Below are 20,804 nucleotides of genomic sequence, written 5' to 3'. Positions count from 1 at the left end.
AAGTATTGTTGCTTTTAAATCTTCGTAGTTGATTAAAAGACGACATAATTATTATTACTATAATCGCCGTTCGGGTGAGGTGGTTCGATGTTTTAGATACTAATTACTAATGCAATTTAGCGGCAGTAACCCGGAGCAAATCCCTACTCTCAACCAACATTTGCAAAAGAATTGTCACTGCGTCGTCTTTTATATCTTTTGTATCAAAAGCAACACTTTTTTAGAAAACAGCCAAAATGGAAAATGGTGATAACAATGCTTATGGAGCCTTTTCAATTAGCCAAACCTGTTTTAGACAGAATAGAAGAATATAATCACCAGGCTTTTTTTGTTGGCGGTTGTGTTCGAGATTTTCTGTTAAAGCGCCCCATCGGAGACATTGATATAGCAACATCCGCACAACCTGGGTTAGTTCAACAGATTTTTGATAAGGTTATTCCGGTTGGTATTAAGCACGGAACCGTTATTGTACGCCATCAGCATCAATCCTTTGAAGTAACTACATTTAGGATAGACGGTACTTATACAGATAAACGTCATCCGGATGCCGTAACATTTATTGATAAAATTGATAAGGATCTAGAGCGAAGAGACTTTACAATAAATGCATTGGCAATGGATAAAAATGGAAAAATCATCGACTTATTTAGCGGAAAGGAAGATTTGCAGAATAAAATTATCCGTACGGTAGGAGATGGATACGAACGATTTACAGAGGATCCATTACGTATTATTCGCGCAATAAGATTTTCCAGTCAATTAGGCTTTACCATCGACCACCAAACAGTAGATAACATGAAAAAAGTCAAACAGAATATTGAAGGTCTTGCCATAGAACGGATAGCAAATGAGTTTACGAAACTGTTTGCCGGCGATTATGTCCATAATGGCCTGTCGTATTTAAAAGCTACAGATATATATAAACATTTGCCAATTATGATAGAATACCCTTATATCATCCATTTACTTCCCAAGCGATTAGACGCCCTATATTCCTTTGGTGAAGTGATCGCCCTATTTCATATTACGGAGCCAAAGGTAAGTGTTATACGATGGATAAATGCATGGAAGTGTTCCAATAGAACAAAGCACGAAGCAAATCAGTTGGTTGAGGCTCTTTACTATTTCAAAAACAATGGATTGGATCAATGGTTGGTCTATCAGCTATCTTCTGATTTCTATAAGGGTTTTACAAGATTAAGTAATATCGTTTATCCTTCTAAAACCGTTTCATATCAGGAATTAGTAGAGACCGAAGAAAGCCTTCCGATTAAATCAAAAAAAGATTTAGCAATAAAAGGGGATGATCTAATTGGATTATTCCCACATGCAAAAAGGGGCCCCTGGCTGCAGAAAATACTTAACAGACTAGAACAAGAAGTTGTGACAGGCGGACTTAAAAATACTGAACTTGACTTAAAGGAGTGGGTAAAATGGAATCCACCCGAAATAAACTAATCAAACTCTTAGCTGCTAATCAGGATCACTATATTTCCGGTCAGCTTCTATCTGAGAGATTAAACATATCACGTAATGCGATCTGGAAACATATGAAAGAACTCGAAAAGGACGGATACGTCGTTGAAGGGAAATCAAAAAAAGGGTACCGGATTACGGGTTTTCCTGATAAATTAAGTGAGAACACCATTCAGTGGGGGTTAAACACAAGATGGGCTGGTAAGACAATTATCCATAAGGAGACAACACCTTCTACGCAGATTATTGCCCATCAAGCTGCAAGTGACGGTGCTAAACATGGTACAGTCATTATTGCGGATCAACAGACTAAAGGCAGAGGCAGGATGGAACGAGAGTGGCACTCGGCAAAAAACAAAGGGATTTGGTTAAGCATTATTCTGAGACCTGCTATATTACCATATCTTGCACCACAATTAACATTATTAACTGCAACTGTAATGGCAGATGTCCTATATAAACATGCATTTACACAGTCATCAATCAAATGGCCGAATGATATTCTAATAAATAATAAAAAGGCTGTAGGCATTTTAACAGAAATGCATGCAGAACAAGATCAAATCCAATATATTGTAATTGGGATCGGGATGAATGTAAACCAACAGATCGACGAATTGCCAGAAGGCCTTCAAACAATAGCAACATCCTTACAAATCGAAACAAATAAGAACTGGTCGATTAAAGAACTTATCCAAGATATTTTACTAACGTTTGAAGATGCCTATGATACGTTTATCGAAAAAGGGTTTTCAGAGGTGAAGCGAAAATGGGAAAATTACGGTTTCAGAATGGGGGAGTATATTTCCATTAAAACATTAAGAGAACAATGGGGCGGCACGTTCTCAGGAATTGCTGAGGACGGGGCACTGATTGTAAAAACAAGCGGTGGTGAAACGAAAAAACTGTATTCCGGAGAAATAGAATGGTTTAGGGACGGAGAAAATGATGTTAAGCAGACTGGATCTGAAACAAATAAATGTAAGTAATGATACGATAACGATGATTACCGCATGTTGCCCTCAGCGAAATGGTTAAGGGAGCTGGAATTTGCTGTGATGGTCAAGTGTTGGTTTATCATGATATAGTATAGTATTATGGTGTAGACCAATTTCCTAAATTTTTTAGATCCTACGCAATTTGACCCAAACGAGGATTATGAATATCATCCCTGCAATGCATTACTTGCAAAATAAGCAGGGATTCATATTTAGTTTCCCAAGTACTTGAAATGTGTCCGAATAAAAAGCTTAGAGCAAAAGAAAGTCAGGTGGAAGTATGGATAAATATGTTGTAATTGACCTTGAAACTACTGGGAACTCGCCGGTAAAAGGGGATAAGATCATCGAGGTTGGTATTGTTGTAATTGAAGATGATAAAATAACCGATCATTACTCCACCTTGCTTCATCCAAACAAAGCCATTCCTCCATTTATTTCTAATTTAACCGGAATATTCGACGAGGATATTTCTGAGGCTCCAACTTTTGAAGAAAAAGCAGAAGAAATTACTGCTATATTTCGTGGTGGATATTTAATTGCCCATAATGTTCCTTTTGATTTAGGCTTTTTAAATAAAGAACTTGAAAATAATGGGATAGAGAAGTTAACAAATCCTGTTTTAGATACAGTAGAGCTTTCACGTATTTTATATCCAAGAGCACCAAGTTATAAGCTATGGCAATTAACAAGGTACCTTGGTATTTACCACGAGGATCCTCATCGTGCTTTATCAGATGCCTATGTTACTGCAAAATTATTCATAAAACTAAAAGAGAAACTGCATTCACTACCATATGAAACCATAGACCATTTATTAAAAATGGAGAAAATGCTTAAGTCTGATGTAAACCAATTATTAACGAAAAGACATGAAGAATTAACGTTTTCTGTAAATGATGACGGGGATATTGCCACGTACAGGGGACTTGCATTTAAAAATACAGAAACTGAAAAAGTAACGCGTCTTGCACCTACAACCTCATTCGGTGATTATTTAGATGCTATTTATGAGAAGAACGGCACAATGCAACAATTCATGGAAAAATATGAAAAAAGGGACGGGCAGCGTAACATGTCCGAAACGATTTTTGATGCATTTCAACTACATAATAATACGTTAATTGAAGCAGAAACAGGGACCGGAAAGTCACTGGCATATTTAATTCCTGCTATTTATGAGGCAGTCCACTCTAAAAAGCGTATCGTCATCAGTACACAAACAACGCAATTACAAACGCAATTATTGGAAGAGGAAATACCGCTAATCCGAAAGTTAATCGACTTTCCATTTAACGTAAGTTTATTAAAAGGAAAGAGTCATTATATCAGTTTGGAAAAGTTTGAGAAGGAATTAGATTCAGATCAACATGACAATTATGACATTGTACTAACAAAAGCAATGATCCTGGTTTGGTTAACAGAAACAGACACCGGAGATATCGATGAAATTCATCTGCCTTCCAGCGGTTATTTATTTTATAAAAAAATATCAACGGAAGCAGAGGGTTATACGGACCCTTATTCACCGTGGTTTTCTAGGTCCTATTATCAAAAGGCGCGTAAAAAAGCGACTCAAGCTGATATTATTATTACCAATCACGCGTTACTATGTACAGATATATTTAATGACTATCAATTTTTGCCGAGCTATGACAAGGTTATTGTTGACGAAGCCCATCATTTAGAGGAAACTGCTTCACGTCATTATGGGTTGAAATTGGATTATATCAAACTGCATTACACACTAAATCAACTTGGATTAACGGATGAATCAAAATTGCTCAATAACTTACTGCAAAAGTATTCGTTTGATCCAGAAGATTTACCGTTAAAAAAATGGGACGAGATTTTTAGCCAGGCAACATACGAAATTGATGATTTGTTTCGGTCACTATTTCAATATGTCGTTGACCAACAAAGAAATAACAAATCAGTGAGTGATATTGGAAGAACACAATATCGCTTTGAAAATGAAATTGAAGATCCAAAAAAATGGAATGCAATTAAAGAAATGGCAACAAGGTTAACTTTTTTTATGAGAGATTTAATTCATATCCTCACACTAATTGAGCAATACTTTATTAAAGTGAATGTTCTTGATTCCAATGATAAAGATGAGATAAATGGGATGAAGCAAGTATTGCAGTCATTTATTGATCGTATTGAGCAATTATTTTTAGTAGAAGACGCAACTGATCAAGTTAAATGGATGGAAATAGACAAATATGGCGCGAAAAACGCTGTTTATCTATATAGTGAGCCTGCGGATATATCCACTTTATTAGCGAAGGACTTTTTTGATAAAAAGCAAAGTGTTATATTAACAAGTGCTACATTAACAATGAAGAATTCATTTTCATTTATCCAGAATAGGCTTGGTTTACCAACTGAACGACTAATTACTAAAAAAGTCAATTCACCATTCGCTTATCAGGAACAGGTACAGCTTATGGTTCCAAATGATTTTCCGGATATTAGACACGGAAATATGGATGATTTTATCTATGCTACAAGTGAAGCCATTATCTCTTTAGCTGAAATAACAGATGGAAGAATGCTCGTTTTATTTACATCGTATGATATGCTTAGAAAAACGCATGCCATACTAACAGAAACCATTGATGTAAATAAATATGTTATTATTGCACAAGGTGTATCAAGTGGGAGTCGCAGCAGATTAAAGAAAAATTTCCAATCATTTGATCAGGCCATTTTACTCGGGACAAGTTCATTCTGGGAAGGGGTAGATATACCAGGAGAAGATTTATCCTGTTTAATAATTGTACGCTTACCATTTCAACCACCGGATCATCCAGTGTATGAAGCAAAAGCAGAGCTTCTTAAAGAAGAAAAGAGAAATCCATTCTTTGAATTAGCATTACCAAATGCCGTAATTCGTTTTAAACAAGGGTTTGGAAGATTGATACGTTCAACAAGTGACCGAGGAATTGTTTTCGTTTGTGACGCCCGAATCACCAAAGCCCGCTATGGTAAGTATTTTACAGAGTCAATTCCGGATGTGCCAACGACCATTGATTCGACCCATAAACTAATGCAAAAAGCCGAAGAGTGGTTTTAATAAAAAGATATACTGATGTTTGTAACGAACATCAGTATATAATAGTATGGTATGGGCAGGAAAATATTTGTCGAATTAATTAAAAACAAAACACATTTTCAGTAATGCTTGTTATACTATAAATATGCTTGTGTCTAATTTATATCAACCTTACCAATAGTGTTTGCAGGCGCGCTTCAACTATGAGTAGCAAATTTTGATAATAGAAGAAGCATTTATATTTGGAGGAAAGATGAATAATAAAATTAAGGATGGTTTAAGAAAAGCTTTATGATTGGATGAGAATAATGAATAATCGAAATGCAGTCTTTCTTGGACGAAGTTGGCTATTTTGGAGCTTACTTATATTTATTCTTCTGTTCGTTTCCTTTTTACTTTATGCCGTTTTCTTATACCTGGACATTATGGAAAGCAAAACTGCAGGTGTTGAGGAAACAGAAGAGCAAATAACGCAGGCTACCTCAGTGACAGAAATAAATAAAATTGAACAATTTAATGGTGCTAAAAGCTACCATGTTGTATTTGGTCAAAATGAGGATAATGAAGAAAAAATCATCTTCTATCCTTTAGAAGGGAATGAAAAAACCTTAACGACAATTGATAAATCTGAAATTGTTACAGAGGAAAGTATAATAAATCAATGGAGAAATGAATGTAATGGCTGTGATTTATTAAATATCGTACCTGCATTGGTTGATGATACGCCATTATGGGAGATCACATACAATGATTCTTCAAACCGATATATACTGGATTATTTGTCCATTTATGATGGCTCAAGATATGAACAATATCGTTTAAATCGAATGTTTCAATAGAAAGGTGATTTTACAATGGAATTAGCAAACAGAGTACAAAATGTAACACCATCATCGACATTAGCAATATCTGCAAAAGCAAAAGAACTAAAATCTCAAGGATATGATGTCATAGGTTTGGGTGTTGGAGAACCGGATTTTAACACACCGACATACATTCTAGATGCTGCCAAAAAAGCGATGGATGATGGAATGACGAAATATACACCAGCTGGCGGTATCCCAGAACTAAAACAGGCGATCGCGAACAAATTTAAAGTAGATAATGACCTAGAATATTCCACAGATCAAGTAATCATCACAACAGGCGCTAAACACGCTTTATATACTTTATTTCAAGTTTTATTAAATAACGGGGATGAAGTAATCGTTCCTTCACCTTATTGGGTAAGTTATCCGGAACAAGTTAAATTGGCTGGTGGTAAGCCGGTATATGTAAATGCCTTAGAAGAAAATGATTTCAAGGTAACACCTGAGGAATTAGAAGCTGCAATAACAAGTAAAACAAAAGCAGTAATCATTAATTCACCAAGTAATCCTACTGGTATGATGTACAATAAGCAAGAGTTGAAAAAACTTGGTGAAATTTGCTTAAAGCATGATATTTTAATTGTATCTGATGAGATTTATGAAAAATTAATCTATACAGAGGATGTACATGTTTCCATTGGTGCTTTATCCAATGCATTAAAAGAGCAAACAATCGTCATTAATGGCGTGTCAAAATCTCACGCTATGACAGGATGGAGAATTGGGTATGCAGCTGGCCCGGCGTATATAATAAAAGCAATGTCAACTCTTGCTTCCCATTCAACATCCAACCCAACATCTATTGCCCAGTACGCAGCACTCGCAGCGTATGACACAGAAGAAGAAGACACTAGTGAAGCGATGAAAAAGGCATTTGCGGAAAGACTTGACGCATTATATGATTTAATTATTGATATACCGGGAATTACATGTGTTAAACCAAAAGGTGCATTTTATCTATTTCCAAATGTAGAGGAAGCAACAGCTATGAATGGATTCGAAAATACAGATGAGTGGGTAACAGCATTACTTGAAGAAGAAAAGGTTGCGCTTGTACCTGGTTCAGGCTTTGGTTCACCAGGTAATGTACGTATATCCTATGCTGTATCGATCGAAACATTAAAAGAGGCTGCCAAACGAATAAAACGGTTTGTAGTAAATCATCAATCTTAGTTTTACGGAGGTAATTTTATTGAAAACAACTATATCACAAGCATCAAATCATGAGGATCAAACCGTGACGATCGGAGTATGGCTCGCCAACAAACGTTCTAGCGGAAAAATCGCATTTTTGCAATTGCGAGATGGAACAGGGTTCATGCAAGGGGTCGTTGCTAAAGGTGATGTCAGTGAGAAAACTTTTGAACTTGCCAAAAACATGAATCAAGAATCTTCTATGTACATAACTGGTAAAATCGTAGAGGATACAAGGTCACCTTTTGGCTATGAAATGCAGGTTAGTGCGATTGAATTAATACATGAAGCAACTGATTATCCAATAACACCAAAAGAGCATGGTACAGAGTTTTTGATGGATCACCGCCATTTATGGTTACGTTCCAAAAGACAACATGCGGTTATGAAAATCCGTAATGAAATCATTCGCGCGACCTATCAATTTTTTAATGTCAACGGCTATGTTAAAATTGATCCGCCAATCTTGACTGGATCGTCTGCAGAGGGAACAACAGAATTATTCCATACGAAATACTTCGATGAAGAGGCTTATCTTTCACAAAGCGGTCAATTATATATGGAAGCTGCTGCAATGGCCTTTGGAAAAGTATTCTCTTTCGGTCCGACATTTCGTGCTGAAAAATCAAAAACGCGTAGACATTTAATCGAATTCTGGATGATCGAGCCTGAAATGGCGTTTGTGGATCATGAAGAAAGCTTGGAAATTCAAGAACAATATGTGAGTTCTATCGTACAATCTGTATTAGAAAACTGTAAACTGGAACTAAATGTTCTTGAGCGTGACATAACGCAATTAGAAAAAATACAAACACCATTTCCAAGGATTTCATATGATGATGCTGTAGAATTCCTGAAAGAAAAGGGATTCACTGATATCGAATGGGGAGAGGATTTTGGAGCGCCTCACGAAACAGCCATTGCAGAAAGCTTTGATAAGCCTGTATTTATTACCAATTATCCAGCTGAAATTAAGGCATTTTACATGAAGCCGCATCCTACACAATCCGATGTTGTTTTATGTGCAGATTTAATTGCACCGGAGGGTTACGGAGAGATTATTGGTGGCTCACAGCGAATTGATGACTTGGCTCTTATGCAGAAACGATATGAACAACATAATCTAACAGGACCTGCCTACGAGTGGTATCTCGAACTTCGTAAATACGGAAGCGTACCACATTCAGGTTTTGGTCTCGGGTTGGAAAGAACAGTGGCATGGTTGTCCGGCGTTGACCATGTTAGAGAAACAATACCATTTCCAAGATTGTTAAATCGTCTGTATCCGTAAGTCATTTTCTGTAGTAGTAAATAAATGAGAAAAATCCCTTGCAAATTTTTTAAGCAAGGGATTTTATAATCCGAATAAATAGTTAGCATATTCATGCTATACTATGAGTTGAGGTGTTATTGTCATGACAAAATCCGTTCCTTTTCAAGAAATATTATCAGATCAATTGCCCGTACCATTAAAATTACTATCAACCTATACTTCATTAGACTTAAATGAAAAAGAAGTGATAATTATATTACAATTATATCGTTTTTTACAAGAAAATGAGGCGTTTCCCACACCATATGAGATTTCATCCTATTTAACAATAGACGAAAAAGAATGTGCCAATATATTACGAAAGCTCATTCAGAAAAATTTACTATCCATTAATCAGCAGAGAAATGAACAAAATCAGTTAAGTGAAGCTTATTCTCTGGAGCCGCTATGGGAAAGGCTTTATACAAACGAAAAACCGAAAGAAGAAAAGATAGATGGAACCATTTTCATTTTATTTGAACAGGAATTCGGCCGACCATTATCACCATTTGAAATTGAAACAATCAATGCATGGCTCGATCAAGATGAAATAGCACCATCATTAATCAAGGCTGGCTTAAGAGAATCCGTTTTAATGGGAAAATTAAATTTTAAATATATTGATCGAATACTTAGGGATTGGAAAAAGAAGGGGATTCATTCGGTCGAACAAGCACGGGATGCAAGTAAAAATTTTCACAATAAGCAAGCGGTAAAACAGGAAAATAAAACGAAGAGAGATACATCATTTTATTATAATTGGTTAGAAGGGGAAGACTAAGATATGCTAAATAAGAGTCAAATAAGGTATTGTTTAGATATGATGAAAGAAATGTTTCCTCACGCAAAAGCTGAATTAAATCATCAAAATCCGTTTGAGTTAATTATTGCTGTGCTGCTGTCTGCCCAGTGTACGGATGCACTTGTAAACAGAGTTACAGCTACTTTGTTCGAAAAATATAAATCCCCAACTGACTATTTATCTGTCTCACTAGAGGAATTGCAACAGGATATTAGATCTATTGGTTTATATCGTAACAAAGCGAAAAACATACGCAAACTTTGCCAAGCATTAATTGATGATTATGACGGGGAGGTACCACGCTCGAAAACGGAGCTAGTGAAATTGGCAGGTGTAGGCAGGAAGACAGCTAACGTAGTAGCTTCTGTAGCTTTTAATGAGCCTGCTATAGCAGTAGATACCCATGTTGAACGTGTATCTAAGCGATTAGCTATTTGCCGTTGGAAAGATTCTGTACTTGAAGTTGAAGAAACCCTCATGCGTAAAGTGCCAAAGAAAGAATGGAGCCAAACACACCATCTAATGATTTTCTTTGGCAGATATCACTGCAAATCCAGAAATCCAAATTGTCCGGAATGTCCATTACTTGAGTTATGCAGGGAAGGGCAGAAGCGTATGAAAAAGGAAAATTCACTGTAAATATAAAGAAGGTAGCTCCTGATATCAGGAGCTACCTTCTTTTTGATGAAAAGTTCAATTAATCTTTAGGATATTTTTTTAGCCATTTTTATTTGGTGTTCATGCTTCAGATCCATCGCCTGATTCATTTCCATTTCCGTTTCCATCTCCATCATCATTCTCTTCCTCTTCATTTGTGTTTTCTGAATCAGTATTCTCACCGTTCTCCTCATTCTCTTGGCCCTCTTCATTTCCTTGGTTTCCTTCATTTTCTTCATTATCCGGGTTCTCTTCATTCTCTTCATTCTCTTGATTCTCTTGGTTTTCTTCATTATTTTGGTTCTCATCTTCGTTTTCTGCTGCTTCAGGTACTGACACCTCAGTACTAACGGGTTCACCACTATCTCCGTTTTCCCCAATTGGCGTGACGTTTATCGTATATGTTTGACCAGGAGAAGCACCAGTTATTTCCAGGCCATTTGATTCAACCGTTTGTGTTTGTCCGTTTACATCGACTTCAAATGTTGCAGGTGGACCATTATATTGCCAGGAGACGTCGATAATGGCATTTTCTTCACTGTAGGAAGCATTTAACCCAGTTACGGACGGGATTTCAATTTCTTCATTTTCTTCTTGTTCTTCCCCTTCTCCTGGTACCGAAACAGTTGTTGAATTAGCCTCACTCGTACTATCACCGTCAACTGCAACAACCTGTATTTCATATTCTACACCAGACTCTACATCAGAAATCTCAAGTGATGTATCTTCGGTTGAAGAAAGACCTTGCATTTGACCTCCATTTTGACTGGCACTTACTTCAAATGAAATATCTTCACCTGTATCATAGTCCCATTCAACTGTAATGGAATTCGAATCCTCATTATACCCGGCACTTAAACCACTAACAGGATCTAGCTGATCAAACCTTTCAGATGTACTAGTTGGTTCACTTCCTCTTACAAATAACTCTGTAATAATCTCAGAGGATGGTGTATGATCACTAGGAAGTGCTGCAGGATTTGAGCCTTCTTCCACATCAACTTCTACAACAGACTCTGGCTGAGTAAAGTCGGCTGTTTCAATGTCACTGGAAATCTCCTCCATCGTGTTTTTAAATAACGCATGTGGGATCTGTGTATCTTCAAGTCCTTGCTCATAATTTGAGTACCCGGTCCACGCTGATATTGTATAGTTTGTTGAATATCCATTAAACCAGGAGTCAGCTGCACCTTCGACCCCATCTCTATTCGTTGTTCCTGTCTTACCTGCAACCGGCATTCCCGGGATATTTGCATTTGTTCCCGTTCCTTCCGTAATTGCAGTTTTAAGCATATCTGTAATCATGTAAGCCGTATGATCGGACATAGCTGCTTCTGGTTCAGGCTGTAATTCAACTGTCCGGCCATCCGGGAATTCGACGCTTGTAACAGCATATGGTTCGTTATAGATGCCTTCGTTAGCAAAAGCACGATAAGCACCAGCCATTTGAAGCGGATTAACAGTAGTTCCACTTCCTCCAATAGCATCACGTAGTCCTATACTATCATTAGCAAATTCAATGCCTAATCCCTCAGCAAATTCTTGAGCATTCCCGTACCCGGTTTCTTCCAATAACTTAACAGCTGGGACATTTAATGATTCACTTAAAGCCTGACGTGCTGTTACCCAACCTGCATAGGTGCGGGTGAAATTTCGTATTGGACTTGACCCCTGAACCTCATATGGCGCATCATCGTTTATTTGGTGATAAGTGGACATTTGATTATATTCAATAGCGGGTGCATATGGAACGATCGGTTTAATAGAAGAGCCAGCTTGGCGTTCCAAATCAGTTGCATAGTTAAACCCATCAATTCCCTGATTATTCCGGCTGCCGCCAATTGCTCGAATGGCACCATTATTTGTATCTAAAACCACCATTCCGGCCTGCATCTCATCATCATAGTAAGGAATAGGATTTTCTTCACTATCTGTTAATAAAAATTCCACATGGTCCTGTATATTAGTATCCAATGTTGTATGAATTTTTAATCCATCTGTATAAATATCTGCACCGTCAACTTTCTCGCTAACTTCATCCCTAACTTGTTGTAGGAAGGCTTCATATGGTGTTGCATCTGGTCGTGTACCACTTAACAGGGATTCGATGTCAACTTCTCTCGCTTCATCGGCTTCTTCCTGGGATATTTTGTCATGTCTCACCATAAGGGATAAAACAGTATCCATTCTTTCTTTTGTCAAATCCGGGCTTTCATACGGATTATAAGCTGTTGGCCGTTGTGGTAACCCAGCTAAAATAGCAGCTTCTGGTAATGTAAGTTCACTCAAATCGGTTTTCCCAAAGTATGTTTCTGCCGCTTTACCTACTCCATAAGCCCCACTGCCATAATAGATCTTGTTTAAATACATTTCCAATATTTCTTCTTTTGAATATTCACGCTCCAGCTGTAGTGCCAGCCATTGTTCCTGGACTTTTATGCTAAGTTTTTTATCTGGTGATAATAATGATTGTTCCACTACTTGCTGGGTGATTGTACTCGCACCTTCCGAGCCAAAACCTTGTGTAATGTTAGCAATGATCGCTCCACCGATCCGGCGTAAATCGATACCGGGATGCTCAAAGAAACGCGCGTCTTCTGTAGCAGTGACAGCATCAATTAATACTGGGGGTAAGTCTTCATATTCTACTCTGGTTCGCTGTTCAGATCCCAAATCCGCAAATTCATTTCCATCCTTATCATAAATGGTAGATGAAAAAGGAATGGCTAATTCAGATGCCTCTAGCTCTGGTGCTGTAGCAATCCAATACGTAAATATGCCTCCAACGCCAATTCCAATTGCTAAAATGATAATAAGTACTGTAAATATTATTTTTTTCCATAGTGGTTTCTTTTTTGCTTTTTTTTGTTTTCTTCTTGCTGTACGAGATTGGCTATTATTTGCCATAGCTCCATACCTCCGTCTCTAAAAATAAAGCTTATCGATAATTGTTAAATAATCAACCCTTGCCTGATATTGAAAGGGGATAAGATAACCTTTCTGTTTTATTATTTCATAAGGAATCGATTTTCTGCCTCCATTTAACTTTTCATGCCAGTATGGAAATAGTATTTTTGTGTCCATAAAATATGTTTCATCAAAGCTTGAAAATCGGATGATTAAAAAACAAATCCCCCCATGATGTATAATCGACTCCATGTGCCTGATTTGATGGTCATGTATGTTTGCCAGCGGCAATAAGGTTTTATTCTTCGTTTCCTTGGCCTCAAAATCAATATACTTATGTCGATATATACCATTATAATCAGTCGTGGAAGCTTGTTTAAAATAGCCTTCTGTAATAACCGCAGCACTTCTTTTCGGATAATTCACCTTAACAATTTGTACTGGTGTAGGCTTTTTGTGAATATTTGCCTTTCCTATATCCAAGTAATAGCTATTTGTTGTATTAATATCTTCCTCTAATGTCATACCGCGATTACTGTACTTTTGATTTGATTGGGGTGACTTTTGCTTTCCTTGTTTGTTTTTTTTCCCATTTGGATAATTCATCTGATAATCCCCCTTGCATATTACCGTATCATATCAAAAAAATCATTACTTGATAACTATAAACACTGCGTAAACTCAAATAACTTACAGATAGTTAAATAAAGAAAAATGAAAGCAGGTTTATCCATGTACAGTGAACGGGAGAAAATCTATATCTATTATATAACAAATCTTAGAAAAGCGCATAATAACAACAATATAACAGCCAGGATTTCCATCTATTATATCATTTCCCTCAATTTACAATTGACGAGTGGTAGCATTTTTGGAAAACGGATCAATATAGGCTAATGACAGCACTCATCATAAATGAGCAAATGCTACTCAGACTTCAGTTATTAAACAATCCTTTTTCAAGTATCACGTATTTCATGAATTTCCATACCTCATGCAGGATTATTTATTTATGAATGCGGTTATTTTACCAACACAAACATGACTCCTTTGTACATGACTTCACAAATGTAACAAATTGGATTGAATTAGGGAAAGCAAATGGCCGTAATTTTATATAACTCTGAGATACATACCACATTATTAAATTTTGCTTTAAAGACTGAGCATACTGGATCCAAACATGATTATGAAAACTTTTTGAACATTAATTTGCCAACTGGACCATTGCTGCGTTTGGTTTATCCAGCAATTACCCATCAAAATAAAATTCGAAATGATTGGTATAAATCGGGGGGTATTAAAGAAAAATGGTTTAAGAACCATGAGGCAGTAGAAGAAATGGAGATAGGATCGATCATCTTTCTATAGAATGAAAATATGTTTATGTAGAAAAAGGATTCGCAAATCCTTTTTCTTTTTTCTAATGTTAGGTTGAAGGTCTGTTTGGGCCGTTTAATTTTTTGTCACCTGTTTTAAGTGATTTTGATCTTTGATTATTGCCCTTTTTCTGCTCTGTTTTTTTATGCTTCATTGTAAAACCTCCTTCCGTGAATTAGTATGTCTAATTTCAAGAAAAAGATAAGTAATATCACTAGTTTTGTGTCTTTTCTTCTAGTTTTGTCGAACAGGAAGGAGACATCCCTGTCTTAGCGAATATGATAGTAAATCAATTTTAAAAGAGGTGATAGTATGTCATTACCAGCCAGGAAGTTAGAACCGATAGAATATGATACCAACAAAAAGGAATTTGAATCATCTATAGAACAAATAGCAGATCAAGCACGTCTGATTGATCAGAAGATGACAATGACAATCGAGAAAGAGATATCGCAAGGATTTGAAAACAGACAGAAGAAAGTTAATGAAACAAAATTCTTTGTTAAAAAGATGTCATCTTTATCCAAAAATGATACAGTATAAGTAGAACTGTATGAAATTTAGTAATAAGGATGAACTTTACAATGGAATTAAAGGAACAAACAGAAGCGTTAAAAATACAGCTAAACCGCCTAAATGATAAATATGAGAACAATGCACCGCCCGAAAATAAAAAAGATAGACAATTATTTCAAAAGGTGAAAGAGGAGACCTTACCGATTTATGAACTCTTGTCTACATGGGAAGAAGACGCCTTAAAATTGATTAAAGAAAGAAAAATTAATGTACATCCACAGCAAATCACTTCAACTAGAGAAAATATGGAGCTGCTTTTGATGCACAGTTATTATATAGATGTAAAACGTAAACGGTTTATGGAACTTAACAATTCCATTCATTATATTTTTGATCAATTATTAAGGGAAATAGAATAGAGTGTGAAAATGCCATGCAGTTTTGGGTTTTATCTCGTATGATTATCTTCTAGGTATTCTGAAAGGGGGAAGAATGGTGACTACAAATAATTTACTTGAAGAGGCAATTAACATAAGAAATAAAGCATATGTCCCGTACTCTGAATTTCCGGTTGGAGCAGCTTTACTGACTAAATCCGGAAAGGTCTATACTGGTTGTAATATTGAAAATGCATCCTATCCTGTGTCTTGTTGTGCAGAACGTGTTGCGATTTTTAAAGCTATCTCTGAAGGAGAAACGGATTTTGTAGAAATGGCTGTTGCAGCTGATACAGCTAGACCTGTTCCACCTTGTGGGTCCTGCCGACAAGTGATGAGTGAATTTTTCGCCAGTACAATGAATATTCATTTAACGAACCTAAACAAGGAAACAAAGACAATATCTACAGAAGAATTATTACCTTTTTCTTTCCAGCCGGATGATTTACCTTGATAAATAATTCTTGTTATATATAAGCGTATAGAAGCGATAAAAGAGACTGATTTTATCAGGATCTTTTTTTATGATATACTAGTTTTTAAGAATTAGTCATAAAAAGGACAAAACCATAATAAACTTAAAATTGGCATTGTGTTAAGTTTTGTAAGAGAAATAAATAGGTGGAAACGACGAGGTGATGATAAAAATGAGTTCAATCCGAGTACAGCTAAATGGTAAGGATATTCTTGAAAAAGAGTTTAAAACAACAATGCGAGGCTATAATCAAGAGGAAGTAGATGAATTTCTGGATACCGTCATTCAGGATTATGATGTATTCAAACAAGAAATTGAAAGATTGCAGACTGAAAATGAGCGACTCAAGAAAAGTTCTGCAGACCAAAGTAGAACACGTTCTTCGCAACCAGCCCAACAAGTTAATTATGATGTACTGAAACGATTATCGAATTTAGAAAAAGAAGTATTCGGAAAAAAGTATTCGGGATCTGATGATGTAGAAGATACGATAACGTAAATTTCAGTCATTAGGAAATTCCAATTTTTGTAAGACCCTTGAATCATTGGCTAATTCGTGATAGGATTAGTCTAGCATAAAGTTAGATACTCAGGTAATCGCTGTATAATATACAGAGGAAAGTCCATACTCACACAGACTGAGATGTTTGTAGTGTTCATGCTTGACGAAATAATAAGTCAAGGTAACCCTAGCGGTTAACGGCAGGAAATATTCCTAAGTCATTTAGATATGGGATACTATCCTTGAAAGTGCCACAGTGACGTAGCTGAAGTGGAAACACTTCAGGTGGAACGAGGTAAACCCCATGAGTGAGCAACCCAAATGAAGGTAGGGGCATCCTTTAGTAGGAAATTCAACCGAATAAGGGACAAGTGTTACTTGTAGATAGATGATTACAACCAACGTACGAGGCTGACCACCATTTGCAGTACAATGGAACAGAACATGGCTTATCGAGTATTTAACGGTCTATATATAAACAAACCTTGCTTATGGCAACCTTGCTATTTGGAAGGTTTTTTATATGGTAATTTTTTTAAATTGATATGTTTTCAATTTAAAGGATAGGATATGATAAACTAGAGCTAATTTAACTTAGCAGTGAAAGGAAAATTCTATGCCATACGTAACACTAATCGCTACAGCAGCTATGGGGCTTGAATCCGTAGTTGCTAATGAAGTAAAACAATTAGGGTATGATTGTAATGTCGAAAATGGAAAAGTGGTTTTTGAGGCACCTGTATCAGCAATCCCACGCTGTAATTTATGGCTTCGGACTGCAGATCGCCTCAGAATACTTGTTGGGACATTCAAGGCAACTACGTTTGATGAACTATTTGAATCCACAAAAGCACTTCCTTGGGAGAACTTCATTGCAGAAGATGGGCAGTTTCCCGTTAGTGGAAAATCCGTAGACTCCACATTATACAGCGTTCCGGACTGTCAGGCAATTGTTAAAAAAGCAACCGCTGAACGACTAAAGCTTAAATATGGTCTTGCTTTTAAAATGCCGGAAAACGGGGCATTATATAAAGTAGAAGTTGCCTTACGTAAAGATATTGCAACCCTAACGATCGATACATCTGGAGCTGGTTTACATAAAAGAGGATATCGTATCGGGCAGGGGGACGCGCCTTTAAAAGAAACAATGGCAGCAGCGTTAGTTATGCTTACAAATTGGAAGCCTGATTATCCGTTGATTGATCCCTTTTGTGGTTCTGGTACGATTGCGATCGAAGCAGCAATGATTGGGCAAAATATCGCGCCCGGCTTCAACCGTGAATTTGCTTGTGAAGAATGGTCACTTATTAAAAACAAACTTTGGGATGAAGCCTTTGAAGAAGTAGAGGATCTGGCAAATTATGATCAGGATCTCAATATTATCGGTTCCGATATTGCCCACAATATGGTGAAAATAGCAAATGAAAATGCTATCGAAGCAGGATTAGGGGATCTTATCAATTGGAAGCAAATGCAAGTGAAGGACTTGTCTATTCACAGTGAAAATGGATATCTAATAGGAAACCCTCCTTATGGACAACGAATAGGGGACAGAGAAGATGCCGCAAAAATATATAAAGATTTAGGCAGTGTTATGAAAGGTCATCCAAGTTGGAGTGTCTATATATTAACAGCATTTGAAAACTTTGAGAAACAATACGGCCAAAAGGCAACAAAGAAACGTAAATTGTTTAATGGCTTTATTCGAACAGACTATTATCAATATTTCGGACGTAAAACCTTTGATGAAAACGTGTAAAAATAGTATTTAAAAGGGTGACTTTATGACTTTCATCAGTTCAGTTGGCGTTGGTATCCCTGAATATGATCTATCACAGACAGAAGTAAAAGAGTTAGTAAAAGAGGTTTTCCCCTATTCTAACAAACAAATGGAGCATATACTCCCAGTGTTTGACAATGCAGCAGTCAACAATCGTCAGTTTGTTGTAGAAAAGGAGTGGTTAAGACAAAATCACACATTTCAAGAACGAAATGAGCTATACCTAACATTTGCAAAGAAGCATATGCTGCAAGCGGTTGATCATTGTTTAACAAATGGGGAATTTCTAACAAGAGACATGCCATATGAAGCGATTGATATGATCATATTTGTATCAAGTACTGGAATTGCAACACCATCGATGGAAGTACATTTACTTAATGAACGCCCTTTTCGTGAAAGCACGAATCGTATGCCACTATGGGGACTTGGTTGCGTGGGAGGGGCAATCGGATTATCACGCGCATTTGATTGGATTTCTGCTCATCCGGAAAAAACGGCATTAATTGTATCCTGCGAATTATGTAGCTTAACTTTTCAAAAGGATGATAATAAAAAAAGTAATTTAGTCGGAAGTGCCCTTTTTGGTGACGGTGTTAGTGCAGTATTAGCTATGGGGGATAAATCACCATATCTTACTTATCAGCGCAAGAGCACCCCAAGAATAGTACGTACGAGTTCACTAACAAAAAAAGACAGCACTTCCGTTATGGGGTGGCATGTTACGAATAGTGGATTAGAGGTCATTTTCTCCAAAAGTATACCGGCACTAGTCAACTCCTTTTGGGATGGGCATATAAATACATTTCTGCATGAGGAAGGATTAAATGAGCAAATGATTCACTCATTTATCGCACATCCGGGAGGTAAAAAAGTCTTAACCGCAATGGAAAATGTTTTACAAAGTTCAAGCAAGAAGTTCACACATTCCTATAATGTGTTGCTAAATCACGGTAATATGTCTTCTGCGACCGTTTTTTATGTACTTTATGAAGCAATGAAAGAAGGCGTTGGCCGACAGAAAAAAAGTATATTATCTGCTTTAGGACCAGGTTTTAGTTCAGAACTGCTGTTATTGGAGTGGAATTAACAATGCCAATCTTCATGTGGATCTTACTAATTATCATTATTTCTCAACGTTTAATCGAATTGATAATTGCTAGAAGGAATGAAAGATGGATGAAAGAAAGAGGCGGAATTGAAAGAGGGGGCAAGCATTATAAATTTTTCGTCATTCTTCATACTGTGTTTTTCATTTCTATCCTTCTGGAGGTTACGTTTCGCGATGTTTCAAATGTAAAACTTAATTACATTTTATTGGCTTTGTTTATTTTCACCCAAGGTATTAGAATTTGGTGCATTCGAACTCTAGGAAGATTCTGGAACACGAAAATCATTGTCTCTCCCCAATTTTCAGTGGTAAACGAGGGACCTTACAAATATGTGAAACATCCAAATTATATTATTGTCGGGATTGAATTATTGATAATCCCATTATTGTTTGGTGTATATATAACAGCTATTGTGTTTCCAATATTACATATTCTGTTATTAACGATCCGGATTCCAACTGAAGAAAAGGCCTTAGCAGAAAATTTTTCGGATTAAGAGTTAGTGATGGGGAGGACAAAACAACGATCTGTCCTCCTACTTTTAAGAGTTGCCAATCGGCTCATCAAATGGTGGTGAATTTTGAATAATATCAACAAATGGTATGGTATATACAAACAGGATTAATGCTATTGTAATAACGATCCAAAGTCTCCAATTCTCAAGGCACTCAGGAGTTGGTTCTGCATTTTCCTCCTCTTCGGCAGTCGGAAATTCCTCTTTCTCTGGAAGGTGTCTAAATAAGCCACTAAGTCTTTTACCTCGACCAGCAATTCATATTAGCAAATTATATTCTTGTCTTAACTGCCAAGGAACAAAGGCGCTGGAGCCGGACGGGACTTATTTGGCTACTGAATTATCCACAACCTCAATATTTTATAATTTCCTAGACTACAAAAAAGCGGTAATCGATTACGATTACCGCTTATCATATATTGCTATAATGGCTGCATTATTTTTTATTTACATTTGCAGCTTGAGGGCCACGATCGCCTTCAACGATTTCAAAGGATACTTCTTGTCCTTCTTCCAACGTTTTGAAGCCTTCTTCTTGGATAGCTGAATAATGTACAAATACATCATTTCCTTCTTCCAATTGGATGAAGCCATAACCCTTTTCTGCGTTGAACCATTTTACTACTCCGTTTTCCATGTAAATAATCCTCCTAAAACCTTTCACGTAATACGTGTTAATACAAAGTCGACAGATGAAACGTCAAAAAAGGCAACACCTATAGAAGCGTAGGATCACTATTACATCCACTTCTATAGAAGCTGCCTGTTGCTAATGATTCCATACATCTTCTTTGCTTGACCCTAATATAGCT

Annotated in this window: 20 protein-coding genes, 1 other RNA gene and 1 pseudogene; 17 read left to right on the top strand and 5 right to left on the bottom strand. The window is 36.7% G+C overall.

Going from position 1 to position 20,804, the window contains the following annotated elements; genetic code table 11:
- Nucleotides 1-171: 171 nt before the first annotated feature.
- From KFZ58_RS09610 to nth, 8 genes are all read left to right on the top strand, one after another.
- Nucleotides 172-1,458, top strand: coding sequence for a CCA tRNA nucleotidyltransferase (locus KFZ58_RS09610; RefSeq protein ID WP_235794574.1), 1,287 nt, complete (start codon nt 172-174; stop codon nt 1,456-1,458).
- Nucleotides 1,434-2,465 carry a biotin--[acetyl-CoA-carboxylase] ligase gene (locus tag KFZ58_RS09605; RefSeq protein ID WP_235794573.1) on the top strand — a complete coding sequence of 344 codons (1,032 nt, stop codon included), beginning with the start codon at nt 1,434-1,436 and terminating at the stop codon, nt 2,463-2,465. Before KFZ58_RS09610 ends, KFZ58_RS09605 begins: the two co-directional genes overlap by 25 nt.
- Nucleotides 2,466-2,754: 289 nt before the next feature.
- A complete protein-coding gene (dinG, locus tag KFZ58_RS09600) occupies nt 2,755-5,556 on the top strand; it encodes an ATP-dependent DNA helicase DinG (RefSeq protein ID WP_235794572.1) in 2,802 nt (933 codons plus the stop codon).
- Nucleotides 5,557-5,843: 287 nt separating this feature from the next.
- A complete protein-coding gene (locus tag KFZ58_RS09595) occupies nt 5,844-6,374 on the top strand; it encodes a cell wall elongation regulator TseB-like domain-containing protein (RefSeq protein WP_235794571.1) in 531 nt (176 codons plus the stop codon).
- Nucleotides 6,375-6,389: 15 nt separating this feature from the next.
- Nucleotides 6,390-7,577 (top strand): pyridoxal phosphate-dependent aminotransferase, encoded by a 1,188-nt coding sequence (locus KFZ58_RS09590; protein WP_235794570.1) that lies wholly within the window; start codon nt 6,390-6,392, stop codon nt 7,575-7,577.
- A gap of 19 nt (nt 7,578-7,596) precedes the next feature.
- Nucleotides 7,597-8,889 (top strand): asparagine--tRNA ligase, encoded by a 1,293-nt coding sequence (gene asnS / locus KFZ58_RS09585; protein WP_235794569.1) that lies wholly within the window; start codon nt 7,597-7,599, stop codon nt 8,887-8,889.
- Between the two features lie 124 nt (nt 8,890-9,013).
- Nucleotides 9,014-9,691: a DnaD domain-containing protein gene (locus tag KFZ58_RS09580; protein WP_235794568.1), complete on the top strand. Its 678-nt coding sequence runs from the start codon at nt 9,014-9,016 to the stop codon at nt 9,689-9,691.
- A gap of 3 nt (nt 9,692-9,694) precedes the next feature.
- Nucleotides 9,695-10,351: an endonuclease III gene (nth, locus tag KFZ58_RS09575; protein ID WP_235794567.1), complete on the top strand. Its 657-nt coding sequence runs from the start codon at nt 9,695-9,697 to the stop codon at nt 10,349-10,351.
- Between the two features lie 99 nt (nt 10,352-10,450).
- Here nth and KFZ58_RS09570 read toward each other — a convergent pair whose 3' ends face one another.
- Nucleotides 10,451-13,276 (bottom strand): penicillin-binding protein 1A, encoded by a 2,826-nt coding sequence (locus KFZ58_RS09570; protein ID WP_235794566.1) that lies wholly within the window; start codon nt 13,274-13,276, stop codon nt 10,451-10,453.
- 18 nt (nt 13,277-13,294) lie between these two features.
- Nucleotides 13,295-13,882 carry a Holliday junction resolvase RecU gene (gene recU, locus KFZ58_RS09565; protein WP_235794565.1) on the bottom strand — a complete coding sequence of 196 codons (588 nt, stop codon included), beginning with the start codon at nt 13,880-13,882 and terminating at the stop codon, nt 13,295-13,297.
- Nucleotides 13,883-14,377: 495 nt separating this feature from the next.
- On the opposite strand from recU, the gene KFZ58_RS19175 reads away from it, so the two are divergent.
- Nucleotides 14,378-14,647 carry a DUF2515 family protein gene (locus tag KFZ58_RS19175; protein ID WP_255695109.1) on the top strand — a complete coding sequence of 90 codons (270 nt, stop codon included), beginning with the start codon at nt 14,378-14,380 and terminating at the stop codon, nt 14,645-14,647.
- 58 nt (nt 14,648-14,705) lie between these two features.
- Here KFZ58_RS19175 and KFZ58_RS09555 read toward each other — a convergent pair whose 3' ends face one another.
- Entirely contained in the window at nt 14,706-14,810 is a 105-nt protein-coding gene (locus tag KFZ58_RS09555) for a spore protein (protein WP_235794564.1), read from the bottom strand.
- 158 nt (nt 14,811-14,968) lie between these two features.
- Between KFZ58_RS09555 and KFZ58_RS09550 the strand changes: the two genes are divergently transcribed.
- From KFZ58_RS09550 to KFZ58_RS09515, 8 genes are all read left to right on the top strand, one after another.
- Nucleotides 14,969-15,199, top strand: a complete 231-nt coding sequence (locus KFZ58_RS09550; protein WP_235794563.1) for a hypothetical protein — start codon at nt 14,969-14,971, stop codon at nt 15,197-15,199.
- Between the two features lie 41 nt (nt 15,200-15,240).
- On the top strand, nt 15,241-15,591 hold the full coding sequence (locus KFZ58_RS09545) for a DUF1798 family protein (protein ID WP_235794562.1): 351 nt from the start codon (nt 15,241-15,243) through the stop codon (nt 15,589-15,591).
- A gap of 73 nt (nt 15,592-15,664) precedes the next feature.
- Entirely contained in the window at nt 15,665-16,063 is a 399-nt protein-coding gene (locus KFZ58_RS09540; protein WP_235794561.1) for a cytidine deaminase, read from the top strand.
- A 193-nt stretch (nt 16,064-16,256) separates the two neighbouring features.
- Nucleotides 16,257-16,583, top strand: a complete 327-nt coding sequence (gpsB, locus tag KFZ58_RS09535; protein WP_235794560.1) for a cell division regulator GpsB — start codon at nt 16,257-16,259, stop codon at nt 16,581-16,583.
- 86 nt (nt 16,584-16,669) lie between these two features.
- Nucleotides 16,670-17,043: RNase P RNA component class B (rnpB, locus tag KFZ58_RS09530), an RNA gene on the top strand.
- 159 nt (nt 17,044-17,202) lie between these two features.
- On the top strand, nt 17,203-18,345 hold the full coding sequence (locus KFZ58_RS09525; RefSeq protein WP_235794559.1) for a THUMP domain-containing class I SAM-dependent RNA methyltransferase: 1,143 nt from the start codon (nt 17,203-17,205) through the stop codon (nt 18,343-18,345).
- A gap of 25 nt (nt 18,346-18,370) precedes the next feature.
- Entirely contained in the window at nt 18,371-19,456 is a 1,086-nt protein-coding gene (locus KFZ58_RS09520) for a type III polyketide synthase (protein WP_235794558.1), read from the top strand.
- Complete coding sequence (locus KFZ58_RS09515) at nt 19,447-19,974, top strand: isoprenylcysteine carboxyl methyltransferase family protein (RefSeq protein ID WP_370642481.1); 528 nt, start codon at nt 19,447-19,449, stop codon at nt 19,972-19,974. Before KFZ58_RS09520 ends, KFZ58_RS09515 begins: the two co-directional genes overlap by 10 nt.
- Before the next feature lie 45 nt (nt 19,975-20,019).
- Here KFZ58_RS09515 and KFZ58_RS09510 read toward each other — a convergent pair.
- Nucleotides 20,020-20,196 (bottom strand): annotated as a pseudogene (locus tag KFZ58_RS09510) (cytochrome C); the annotation flags it as partial.
- 232 nt (nt 20,197-20,428) lie between these two features.
- Complete coding sequence (locus KFZ58_RS09505; protein ID WP_235794557.1) at nt 20,429-20,629, bottom strand: cold-shock protein; 201 nt, start codon at nt 20,627-20,629, stop codon at nt 20,429-20,431.
- Nucleotides 20,630-20,804: the final 175 nt, after the last annotated feature.

It is taken from the genome of Virgibacillus sp. NKC19-16, from assembly GCF_021560035.1.
Lineage (GTDB): Bacteria > Bacillota > Bacilli > Bacillales > Amphibacillaceae > Virgibacillus_L > Virgibacillus_L salidurans.
This window is presented reverse-complemented; position numbering and strand designations above follow the sequence as displayed.